Genomic DNA, 12172 nt, shown 5'->3' on the forward strand with positions numbered 1-12172 from the left:
AATCGAAAAAGTAATAGAAAATAAGCAAGGAGTTAATCTTGATCAGTAAAGACGATCGCCCTGCGGGCGGTGGCCGGCCCAGCCTGCTGTCAACGCAGCAGCAGGGTGCGGCGGACGGGCGCAGTGTGTTGGGTGCCCTGGACGGCAATGCGGCCAAGGCGCCGAAAGCGCCGAAAGCCGCGAATAAACCGGCCCAGGCGCAAGCCAGGGCGGAGCGGCCAAAGCGGGGTCGCGGCCTGGCCATATGGGGCTCGATGGGCGTCGGCGTGCTGGTCCTGGCCGGTGGCGCCCTGGCATGGATGGCCAGCGTGCCGGACGATGAAAGCGTTGCCGCGGCCGAGCCGGTCGTGGCCGCGCAGCACGCTGCAACACCCAGTGCGGCATCGGTGACGAACGACTCGGACGTCTCGACGGCTGCCATCCTGAACGATACCGTCTCGCCCAAGGCGCCGGTGGAAAAGCTGCCATCGCTCAAGGAGATGCTGGCCGCGCCCGTGGCGAAGGCCGCGCCGTCCCACGATCCGCTGACGCAGGCGCTGGAGCAGCCGAGCCCAAAGGCGGTACCGCCTCAGCCGGAGAAGCCGCAAGCGGCACAGAAAGTGGCGAAGGCGGAACCGAAGAAGAAGCCGGCGAAGGAAAAGGCCAGGGAAAAGCCGAAGGCAGCTCCCCAGCCGAAACCCCATGACAAGGATGCGGCCGTGCTGGCCGTGCTGATGGCGAATGCGCAACCGAACGGGCCGATTCAACGAAAAAGCACTCCAGCGCAACAACTGAAAAGCTGTCGCCAGTACAATGCGGCGGGAGCGGAGCAATGTCGTGCGCGACTTTGCTCGAATACTGCAAAGAACGAGCCTGAGTGCAAGGGCAGAAACAAAGGGAAAGCTGCGTCGGACTCATGAGTATTGCACTGATCGAACGAATTACTGCCGCGCTGGCCCAGTTCACCAGCGCCACCCGGTTGTACGAATTCACGCTGAAGGACGAGGACGACGAGGCCGACCTCGGCTCGGGCGGCCTGCTCGTCGAAGCCTTCGCGGCGGACGACATCGTGCACGCCACCGGCGCGCGCGACGTGATCGTGCTGTCGACCAACGCCCATATCGACACGACGTCGCTGCTGGGGCGCGAAGCAAGTCTCGCCATCAGCCTGGCCGACGGCACCCGTACCACGTTCTCGGGCGACATCACGCAGGTGGCCATGCTGGGCAGCGAAGGCGGCCTGGCGCGCTATCGTGTCCGGCTGACGCCGTGGCTGTGGCGCCTGACCCAGGTGCGCAACAGCCGGGTATGGCAGGACAAGAGCGTCATCGACATTGTCGACGACGTGCTGGGCGCCTACTCGCCGCTGGCGCAGTGGCGCTGGAGCGGCGAGACGGATGCCTTCATGGCCGACATCCCGCCGCGCAGCTACTGCTGCCAGTACCGCGAAACGGACTACGAGTTCGTCGAGCGCCTGCTGACAGAAGAAGGTCTCGCCTGGCGCGTCGAGGAAACCGAAGACGGCCACGGTCTCGTCCTGTTCGCGGACAGCAGCCAGGAAACGGCAATTGCGCAGGACGCCAGCAGTGAGCAGGGCGGCGGCATCCGCTTCCACGGCGCCCGCGTGGGAGAAAAGGGCGACACGATCCAGGCGCTGCAGGCGCGCCGCCGTGTCGTCTCGACCCTGACGACCTTGCTGAGCTACGACTACAAGGCAAAGAAGGCGGTGGCGGCCAGCGCGCCGTCGCGCCAGGGGTTCGGCAAGCTGCCGACGCTGGAGAGCTACGACGTGCCAGGGCAGTACGCCTTCGCCAGCGGCGCGGTGGCCGATCACTACGCGGAACTGCAGATGCAGGGCATTGAGGCGCGCAGCCGCGAGTGGCACGGCCGCTCGACGGTCCGCACTTTGGCGGCCGGCACGCGCATCGACGTCACGCAAGGTCCGCTGGCAGCGTTTGGCGACGCCGCGTCGGCCTACACCGTGCTGCGCGTGACGAGCGTCGGCGTGAACAACCTGCCGTCGCCTGCGGTACAGGCGCTGGCCGAACTGTTCGGCCCCATTCCGGAGCTGCTGGAGGAGGCACTGCACGAGCGCGAGCTGAATGGCGAGGACATGGCCCTCGTCATCGACCAGGCTCGCAAAAGCGGCTACGCCAACCGTTTCGAGGCGATCCCCGCGGACGTGATCTGGCGCCCGCAACTGCCTGGCAGCGAAGGCCGCAGCCATCCGAAGCCGACGGCGCCGGGGGCGCAAAGCGCCATCGTCATCGGCCCGGACGGCAACGACCAGCCCAGCGGCGCGGATGAGCTGTATTGCGACGCGCTGGGTCGCGTGCGCCTCCGCTACCACTGGCAGGACAGCGGCGACGCGTCGTGCTGGGTGCGTGTGGCGCAACGCACGGCGGGCGGCGGCATGGGCAGCCAGTTCCTGCCACGGATCGGCCAGGAAGTGCTGGTGCAGTTCATCGAAAACGACATCGACCGTCCGCTCGTCATTGGCGCGCTGTACAACGGCCAGGGCGAGGGCGGTCACGCCCCGACGCCGGGCGGCCAGCCGGCCGAGGGCGACGATCCGGCTGCGCTGTTCAAGCCGGCGTCGGACCATACGCCTTCCGCGCAGGGCAATCTTGCCGCTGGCAACAGCCCGGTGTGGCATGGGGCTTCTTCGGGCACCGAAGGGCACTCGAATGCTGCCGCGCAGTGGGGCGTACGTACGAAAGAGTTTGGCGGCAGCGGTTACAACCAGCTGCTGTTCGATGATACGGATGCGCAAGGGCGCGTGCAGTTGCGCTCGACGTATGCCGGTTCCGAGCTGACCCTGGGTCATCTGATTCACGCTGCCGACAACTATCGCGGCAGCTTGCGCGGGCAAGGGGCCGAGTTGCGGACCGACGCCTATGGCGCCGTACGTGGCGGGGCCGGGTTGCTGGTGTCGAGTTATGTCGTCGCGCATTCGGCCGGGTTGCGCGATCCCGTCGGGGATAACGCTGCCGGGATTGCGTTGATGAAGCAGGCCGTGAAGCTGGGCGAGACGTTCAGCGAGGCGGCGGTGACGCACAAGACGGTCGCCCTGGCTTCGTCGGTCGGTTCCGTCAAGGCAGGTGCTTCGTCGATGTCAGAGAAAGAAGCACCGCTGGCGGCGATGCTGACCGCCGTCTCCGGCATGGTCGGCGCTGCCGACCTGGACACCGCGCGCGCCGATGCCGGCGCGCGCAAAACCTTGCCTGAAGACGGCTCTCTGCCGCATTCCAGCGACCCGATCATCGCTATTAGCGCCAAGGCAGGCCTGGGAGTTACCGCCGCTGGTGCGGTGCAGATGTCGAATGGCGAGACCCTCACCTTGATGAGCGGTGCGGATACGCAATTTGTCTCTGGTGGGCAGATGCGTGTCAATTCCGGACAGGCGATCGGCGTGCTCGGTGGCGCGGTGGCACCCGGCGCCGATGGCCTGGGTGTGCAGATGATCGCTGCCAAGGATGCGATCGATGTGCAGGCGCAGGCCGATACGCTGACCGTTCAGGCGCGCGATGAGGTCAATGTCATCAGTGCTAACGCGTTTGTCGACTTTGCTGCTGCCAAGAGTATTTCGTTGTCCACGGCTGGTGGGGCGAATATTACGATTGATGGTGGGAATGTTACGGTGCAATGTCCCGGGAAAATGGTCGTCCGAGCCGGGAAAAAGTCATTCTCGCCAGCTACGCAACTGTCTTATGCATTGCCCCAGCAGCCTCAGTACGAACGGCATGAGAGTATGGATTTTGCGATCAAGCTGCTTGACATTTCGGCTAGATCCGGAATTGCACTCGCTGGAGAGGCGTGGCGTATCGTAGTGTTAAGTCATCCGCCTGAGCTGACAGACGGCAGAATCCCCGACTACATTTTTTCAGACGAAGAGTGGCAGGAAGTCATTGTTGAAGGGGCCGTTGAGGCAGACGGATCCGCGTCACTGAGTAGCAGCGACAAGGAGCGAGTAGTGAGTGCCTCCCGCCTGTACCCTGGTAGGGTATGGGTCATTTGTGGCTTAACTGCTATGCCCGTCGGCCTGTCGAATTGGACAGATCAGGGATCGCCGGGTAATGTTCGGCAGATATTGGACTCTTTGAACGTCGCGCCGGACGGGCGTATTGCCGATCAGAACCATATTGATTTTCTCGCGGAGTGGGCGAAAGATGCATATGAAGAAATGCATGCAAGCACCTTATACAAGAAAATCAAACTATAAACTCTTTTTACTGCTTCTCATGAACAGCTCCGCACATCGCGTCCAACTTGCCCCCGATTCAATCAGTACCGTAACCGCTAAATATTTTGATAGCCAAAAGCCATTCGCGTTTCCGCGATATGGAAATGCCTGTAAGTACTTCGAGAATGGGCGGGACTATTTAGGAGCTGTGGCTCAGTCTTTTAGGGAAGCCCGTTCCTTCATAATGATTACGGATTGGCAGCTGGACTATGACGTAGAGCTAGATCAGCGGGGCACGTCCGAGCACAAGGGCAGACTGTCGGCTCTTCTAGCCGACGCGGTTAAGCGCGGGGTGCATGTTCGTATTATGCTATACGATGCGGTAAATCCTATGCTCGATACGCACGAGGAAATTGCGCAGGAGGTGTTTGGAAAAATTCCAGATGGAAGAGGGTCGGTTGAGGTATTGCTGGCGAATCCCAATACTGGACGCTCCGCCATTGGGGCTTATAATATCCCCCGCAATGGAAAGCGAATCGTAAAGCACATGAACTGCTTTTTTTCGCACCACCAAAAGTCTGTTGTCGTAGATGGCCATATTGCCTACGTTGGGGGGCTCGATCTTGCCTATGGCCGTTGGGATACCAATTCTTTTGATGTCGTTATCGACCGGAAGATTCACGTATTAAATGATGCTTATAACTCTCAGCTTGTCCCTGGGCGCGAGATGTCAAGTCAAGAATTGCAACTGGTCGGGCCATATCGCTCGTACCGCACATTCGAAAAGTCATTGAGCGGGGGAAGTTATTCGACGAGACGTGCCAGCCGCGTCAGCCTTGGCAGGATGTAGCCGTCCAGATTTTAGGGCCAGCTGCCTTTGATGTTTTCAATAACTTCGTCCTACGTTGGAATAGTTTTGCTGGAACCGACACAAATTTTCTTGATGGATCGATGCGCGCGGGCTGGTTCAAGCGCGCTAACGGGCCCGACCTGCTCGCCGATCCGCTGCAGCGCGGGCAAGGGACTGCCGCAGTTCAAATATGTCGCTCTGCATCATCGCAACAACTGCGGGATGAACTGAAGCTTTGGGGCGATCGCTACGAGTTCATCAATGATGACTGGAATACGAGAAACACTGAGCGACGCAAGATAGTACAAAAAGCTCGACAGGATTGGTGTACAGAACATCAGACTAGCATCCTTGATGCTATGGTTAACTCTATTCGTTCCGCGCGGGGATTTATCTACATTGAAAACCAGTTTTTCATGTCGGAGTGTGGTGTTGACAGGAATGGCAGGAAATGCCCTTCGGAAAATAAAATTATCGCTGAGTTGGCGAATGCTGTGGGACAAGCGATACATGCCGGACGCCCATTTCACATCTGGTTGGTTTTGCCCGAGCACCCAGAAGGTCTCATGGAAGCTGCGGCAACAAGTTCCCAGACGTGGTGGGCTCTTCAGGGGTGATGGGGCGAGTGGTAGTCTTGTTAAGAGGATCAATAATTCGATCGTTAGAAAGAACTCTAAGAAGTGGGGTCTGGATTCTGGCCCTGTCCCGCTGGCGGCCCAAGAAAGCCTGCTCGCAAAATATGGTATGACTAATGAATGGAAAAAATATTTAACCGTCCTGAATTTAAGGAACTACGGGTGCACGGATCGATGCGTGCTGACAGAAATGGTCTATGTGCACAGCAAGTTGCTGATAGTCGATGATGCCGTGGCAATTATTGGTAGCGCTAATATAAATGATCGGAGCCTTTTAGGTAACGGCGATACTGAGCTGGCTGCGGTTATCGTTGACGAAGCAGAAGCAAAAATGACGGATGTAGGCGGTGGAATCCGCCTGCCTACGCGTAAATTTGCTAGGGATTTGCGGATGTCTCAATGGCGAAAACATTTGGGGATGCTCGTTGACGTCAAGACTACCGGAGTTCAACGGGCGAGGACTGCTCCGAGTGGAGTCGACATTGAGAAACCGCTGTCAGATTCCAGTATCACAGGCATCAGAAGGCTTAGTGAAGCAAACCGGAATGCATATAGTGAGGTCTTCCTGCACACGCCCAGGGATAGCCATAAGACCTTAACTGAGGGAAGAGAACTTGCGTTTCCGTTAAAGATCGGGTCAGTTGAACGCGACTTCTCGACGGTCCCTAAACTGCAGCCTAAGTATATGGTTCATAAAAGAGTCCGGCTCCCCTCAGTTATTCCGAGCGCGACCAGCGAACAATCCAGCCACGACGTCATACTGTCTACACATAACGTAGCGGACGCTATCCGTTATCTTCGAGATAACGTGCACGGATTTTTCGTCGCTATGCCTCTACATTGGGCTAGCTATCAAACAGAAACGCCTCTGGCGCCCGCGGCAGACTCAATGATTGCCGCGAATGGCCTAGAGGCAAAGGAAGCGATAGTATGATCAGTAGAGATACGCTTGATATCATCATGTATCCAATTGGCGTCTTGACTGAACTGGCGCCGTTAACCTGGCCAGTATTATGGTTCGGCGTAGCTTGGCTCTGCTATAGGCGGTGGGCAAAGTCTGACGCCGCGCCAACTTTTTCGTTAGCGCTATGGCGGGTTAATCTTCTGGTAGCAGTAGTTGTATTATCGTCGTTATCACTATTGGCGGTGCTTACACCTAAGGGACTCGATTACTTTCAAGTGTTAGCTGGCGCTGCATCCTCTGTTCCTCTTGTACTTCCAGCGATAGTTGGCTTTTGGGTTCGTCCCGTTCGGCAAGCAGGAGTTCGCAGGTGATTGCTTTCGCTGGCAGCTGAAGCGGCAGGAACGTGCATCTTAAGCGCTGCGCTAAGCGTCGTAGAACTACTATCGACCAGCGCGCTGGACGGGCTCTACGATGACGTTGAACTTACAGTGTCAAACTGCGGGTGTCTTTCTGGCTTTCGTTGAACACAGCGGGCGCATTGCGCGGCAGGGATTACAATGTTTTAGAAAAGATCTTTGCTGGTGACGCAATGACAAGGAAATTCACCTATGCCGGGCGCGCTAGTGGAAGTGTCGATTTCGACAAGCCCGTCTGTTCGTCTGGCCCACGCCACCATCGTCCAGTCGACCAACCCCATCGACACAACGTCGCTGCTGGGCAAGGGTGACGAAGACGGCAACCCTGGCCATCAGCTTGGCCGACGGCACCCGTACCACCTTCTCGGGCGACATCACGCAGGTGGCAATGCTGGGCAGCGAAGGCGGCCTGGCGCGCTATCGTGTCCGGCTGACGCCGTGGCTGTGGCGCCTGACCCAGGTGCGCAACAGCCGCGTATGGCAGGACAAGAGCGTCATCGACATCGTCGACGACGTGCTGGGTGCCTACCAGCCGCTGGCGCAATGGCGCTGGAGCGGCGAGACGGATGCCTTCCTTGCCGACGTCCCGCCGCGCAGCTACTGCTGCCAGTACCGCGAAACGGACTACGAGTTCGTCGGGCGCCTGCTGACGGAAGAAGGTCTGGCCTGGCGCGTGGAGGAAACGGACGACGGCCACGGCCTCGTGCTGTTTGCCGACAGCAGCCAGGAAACGGCGGTCCCGCAGGACGCCAGCAGCGCACAGGATGGCGGCATCCGGTTCCACGGCGCGCGCGTGGGCGAAAAGGGCGACACGATCCAGGCGCTGCAGGCGCGCCGCCGCGTCGTCTCGACCCTGACGACCTTGCTGAGCTACGACTACAAGGCAAAGAAGGCGGTGGCGGCCAGCGCCCCTTCTCGCCAGCAGTTCGGCAAGCTGCCGACGCTGGAGAGCTACGACGTGCCAGGGCAGTACGCCTTCGCCAGCGGCGCGGTGGCCGATCACTACGCGGAACTGCAGATGCAGGGCATTGAGGCGCGCAGCCGCGAGTGGCACGGCCGCTCGACGGTCCGCACGCTGGCCGCAGGCACGCGGATCGACGTGACGCAGGGGCCTCTCGCCGCCTTTGGCGACGAGGCAGCGGCGTACACGGTGCTGCGCGTGACGAGCGTCGGCGTGAACAACCTGCCGTCGCCTGCGGTACAGGCGCTGGCCGAACTGTTCGGCCCCATTCCGGAGCTGCTGGAGGAGGCACTGCACGAGCGCGAGCTGAATGGCGAGGACATGGCCCTCGTCATCGACCAGGCTCGCAAAAGCGGCTACGCCAACCGTTTCGAGGCGATCCCCGCGGACGTGATCTGGCGCCCGCAACTGCCTGGCAGCGAAGGCCGCAGCCATCCGAAGCCGACGGCGCCGGGGGCGCAAAGCGCCATCGTCATCGGCCCGGACGGCAACGACCAGCCCAGCGGCGCGGATGAGCTGTATTGCGACGCGCTGGGTCGCGTGCGCATCCGCTACCACTGGCAGGACAGCGGCGACGCGTCGTGCTGGGTGCGTGTGGCGCAACGCACGGCGGGCGGCGGCATGGGCAGCCAGTTCCTGCCACGGATCGGCCAGGAAGTGCTGGTGCAGTTCATCGAAAACGACATCGACCGTCCGCTCGTCATTGGCGCGCTGTACAACGGCCAGGGCGAGGGCGGTCACGCCCCGACGCCGGGCGGCCAGCCGGCCGAGGGCGACGATCCGGCTGCGCTGTTCAAGCCGGCGTCGGACCATACGCCTTCCGCGCAGGGCAATCTTGCCGCTGGCAACAGCCCGGTGTGGCATGGGGCTTCTTCGGGCACCGAAGGGCACTCGAATGCTGCCGCGCAGTGGGGCGTACGTACGAAAGAGTTTGGCGGCAGCGGTTACAACCAGCTGCTGTTCGATGATACGGATGCGCAAGGGCGCGTGCAGTTGCGCTCGACGTATGCCGGTTCCGAGCTGACCCTGGGTCATCTGATTCACGCTGCCGACAACTATCGCGGCAGCTTGCGCGGGCAAGGGGCCGAGTTGCGGACCGACGCCTATGGCGCCGTACGTGGCGGGGCCGGGTTGCTGGTGTCGAGTTATGTCGTCGCGCATTCGGCCGGGTTGCGCGATCCCGTCGGGGATAACGCTGCCGGGATTGCGTTGATGAAGCAGGCCGTGAAGCTGGGCGAGACGTTCAGCGAGGCGGCGGTGACGCATAAGACGGTGGCGTTGGCTTCGTCGATCGGTCCTGCGAAGGCTGGTGCTTCTTCGATGTCGGACAAGGAAGCGCCGCTGGCTGCCATGCTGACCGCCGTCTCCGGCATGGTCGAGAGCGATAGCCTTGGCAGCGCCAAGGGCTCCGCCAGCGCGAAGAAAACATCACCGGATGATGGCTCTCTGCCGCATTCCACGGACCCGGTTATCGCCATCAGCGCCAAGGCGGGCCTGGGCGTGACCGCCGCCGGTGCCGTACAGATGTCGAATGGCGAAATCGTCACCTTGATGAGCGGGGCGGACACCCAGTTCGTCTCCGGCGGGCAGATGCGGGTGCATAGCGGCCAGTCGATCGGCGTGCTCGGTGGCGCCGTCGCGCCCGGCGCCGATGGGCTCGGGGTGCAGATGATTGCGGCAAAGGATGCCATCGACGTGCAGGCGCAGGCCGATACATTGACTGTCCAGGCGCGCGATGAGGTGAATGTCATCAGTGCTAATGCGTTTGTAGATTTTGCCGCCGCCAAGAGTATTTCGTTGTCCACTGCTGGTGGCGCGAATATTACGATTGATGGTGGGAATATTACGGTGCAGTGCCCTGGTAAAATTGTAGTAAATTCTGGAAGAAAGAGTTTCGCCAGCAATGAAAAGGTTAAGTACGTCATGCCTGCGCTGCCTAGAGCCGAGCTAGAAGTAAAAAAAAGGTTCGCGTTTTCGTCATAAAGTTTATGATTTCAAAGATTTATGCTAATTAGCCCTCCATTTCTGCCCGTTCGCTCAGCATCAATAAATGACGAGACGTATGTCGGCTCCGCAATGCCTCATAGCACTACGAACTGCTCAGGAACCTCCGTCCCGGAAGGGAGCTTTCCGGTCAGTCTCAAGCTCGGCTGGCATGGCGGAACACACTTGCATGCCGCTTCTCCAGCGGGAGGCGCCATGCCTGTACGGTGTATCGCAGACGGGGAAATCGTTTTCGCGCGACGTCCCATTGCGATGAACTCGGACGTCAACCACGCACAAAATTATAATCCATACGGAACTTCGGCCAAATGGACCGACAATGGAATGGTCATCATCCGGCATACGACCGATATCGGAATTGGCGTGGATGCGACTAGTATTGTCTTTTATAGCCTAATCACGCATCTATCTGAGCTTAGAGGTAGTTTCTTGCGGGTAGCTGCGGGAAGTGCAACAGCCGACGACTATCGCGTATCGCGTAAGGATATAATTGGCTTGCCAGGGAAAGTCTACGGGGTCGCTGACCACATTCATATGGAGATCGTATGCGATGATAATCATTTGCGTAGATTGACAGGTCGTACTAGTGGCGGTCTCGCTACAGCGACTAATGGGCGTAAAGATGCGGTATATGGTGAAATCTATTTTCACTTGCCGGCGGGCACTCAATTTTATGCCGAGAGGCCCGCGGACAATATAATTACTCCCACTGCGCCGGTGACACATACCATCGGCGCACGCATCGTCGTAGGTGTTACCTATGGCGGTGGTTTCGGTCCCACTCCTGGCAGTGCAAGCGTACGTAGTTACCAGTTGGACGGTACAGAGATCGGGACGACACTCGTCGAGGCGGACGCTGAATCGGCAGCACTATCGTCGGAAGCTGTCCGCAGAGCGATGACAAGGATTGTGTGCAAATTTCCTGGGGAATGGAATTCTGACGGCATAGATCAACGTTACGGATGGCTTAAGTCAGATCAGACATACAAACTTGAAGGTCAGAGCTGGGAGAAGTTCCGCGCACATGTGGCCGCATTGGCAGTCGCAAGCGAAAGTTTGCCGTCCGATTTGGTAGCTCCACACTGGCATTTCCACCCCCGAACAATCCTTAAGCATCTGTCTCAGAATCTATGGCTTAGCCTGTCGGAATTCAAGCAAATCGTCCCTAGGACTATAGTTCGGAAAAATGGTAATTCATATAGCTGGGAGAACGTGATTCTTTCAACGGGTGCGTCCTCGATTCTCGCCACTCAGCGGGTGGCGCTAAATCGAATGGCTCGGCAGTATGGAATTAATTCACCGTTGCGATTAGCATCGTTTTACGGGAACTCTATTCAGGAGACGACTTGGTTAAGTGGCCTACGTGAAGGTGGCGCAACGGGTACATGGTATTCTCCGTGGTACGGACGAGGCTTTCTACAGCTAACGTCTCCTGGCAACTACTTCAACTATTGGCGCTTCAGAGGGAGGCAGGTTCCAGATTCTTTGTATAATGCCTTAACCAATGCTTACAATGTCGAGTATGGTAAGAGCCCCGGAAGCCGTAGTAATACTGTGTTCGTTGACGGCAACTACCCATTACTTACTTTGCAGATGCGGAACTGGAGGAATGCGATAGAGGGAGCCACGAACGCTGGGGCTGAAGAGAGCGCCTATGCGCCAGCCGATAGTGCGGGTTTCTATTGGTCTAGCCTTCGTATGGCAGCGTATGCTGACGGCAACCACACAATGGAAAGAAGAGTTGTAGCTACTCAAGCAGGCTCAAAGGTTTTTTATCGTAGTATTGCGTTCTGGCGGGCGTCCGCCTCAGTAAATTTGCCGAGTCGGGTGGATCAGCCTTACCATAATTCGCTAAATGGATTCGAGGCCAGATGTGTGGCTTACATGTACGCGTTATCGGTTCTTTCGGACGTGCGTTTTCCTGATGCGACAGGGCAGCTCACATTAGATTTCCCAGAAGGTTATCAACCTAGGAGATAAAATGCTGAAGAAAATCGCGACGGGTATTCTGTCACCATTGTTTTTTTTAGTTGCGTGCGCAGCTGAGCCTTTGCACAACATTAATGCTGCGCGGCAAGTGATTGAGGTGCCCAATTTTCTCCCAACTCAACCTCACTGTCGCCTTAGCGTGCCGTCAGAACCGATGCGGTGTATAGATAATACATGCGTTATGCCCGCCCTGCCGGGGGCAAAATTACACAAGGTGACGTTAACTTTCAGCTGCATCCCGTTAACTTCAC

7 protein-coding genes are annotated in these 12172 nt (G+C 58.6%); all 7 read left to right on the forward strand.

Annotated features, from left to right (window positions below; all coding sequences use genetic code 11):
• Positions 1-38: 38 nt before the first annotated feature.
• A complete protein-coding gene (locus E1742_RS02445) occupies positions 39-899 on the forward strand; it encodes a hypothetical protein (RefSeq protein ID WP_229466456.1) in 861 nt (286 codons plus the stop codon).
• On the forward strand, positions 896-4201 hold the full coding sequence (locus E1742_RS02450; RefSeq protein WP_134387953.1) for a type VI secretion system Vgr family protein: 3306 nt from the start codon (positions 896-898) through the stop codon (positions 4199-4201). Before E1742_RS02445 ends, E1742_RS02450 begins: the two co-directional genes overlap by 4 nt.
• The gene (locus E1742_RS02455) at positions 4167-5012 is read left to right on the forward strand and encodes a phospholipase D-like domain-containing protein (RefSeq protein ID WP_166793392.1); all 846 of its coding nucleotides are present in this window, start codon (positions 4167-4169) and stop codon (positions 5010-5012) included. Before E1742_RS02450 ends, E1742_RS02455 begins: the two co-directional genes overlap by 35 nt.
• A gap of 8 nt (positions 5013-5020) precedes the next feature.
• On the forward strand, positions 5021-5629 hold the full coding sequence (locus E1742_RS26325; RefSeq protein WP_503826305.1) for a phospholipase D-like domain-containing protein: 609 nt from the start codon (positions 5021-5023) through the stop codon (positions 5627-5629).
• Between the two features lie 127 nt (positions 5630-5756).
• Positions 5757-6581 carry a phospholipase D-like domain-containing protein gene (locus tag E1742_RS02460; RefSeq protein ID WP_206076726.1) on the forward strand — a complete coding sequence of 275 codons (825 nt, stop codon included), beginning with the start codon at positions 5757-5759 and terminating at the stop codon, positions 6579-6581.
• 693 nt (positions 6582-7274) lie between these two features.
• Positions 7275-9911, forward strand: coding sequence for a type VI secretion system Vgr family protein (locus tag E1742_RS02465; RefSeq protein ID WP_371860196.1), 2637 nt, complete (start codon positions 7275-7277; stop codon positions 9909-9911).
• A 273-nt stretch (positions 9912-10184) separates the two neighbouring features.
• Complete coding sequence (locus E1742_RS02470) at positions 10185-11912, forward strand: hypothetical protein (protein WP_134383397.1); 1728 nt, start codon at positions 10185-10187, stop codon at positions 11910-11912.
• Positions 11913-12172: the final 260 nt, after the last annotated feature.

Origin of the sequence: Pseudoduganella plicata (genome assembly GCF_004421005.1) — a bacterium.
In the GTDB taxonomy this organism is placed as follows: domain Bacteria; phylum Pseudomonadota; class Gammaproteobacteria; order Burkholderiales; family Burkholderiaceae_D; genus Rugamonas; species Rugamonas plicata.

Coding starts and splice junctions, on each gene's coding strand:
- E1742_RS02455 (WP_166793392.1), top strand. CDS start 4,167: ATGCAAGCACCTTATACAAGAAAATCAAACTATAAACTCTTTTTACTG.
- E1742_RS02450 (WP_134387953.1), top strand. CDS start 896: ATGAGTATTGCACTGATCGAACGAATTACTGCCGCGCTGGCCCAGTTC.
- E1742_RS02460 (WP_206076726.1), top strand. CDS start 5,757: ATGACTAATGAATGGAAAAAATATTTAACCGTCCTGAATTTAAGGAAC.
- E1742_RS02470 (WP_134383397.1), top strand. CDS start 10,185: ATGAACTCGGACGTCAACCACGCACAAAATTATAATCCATACGGAACT.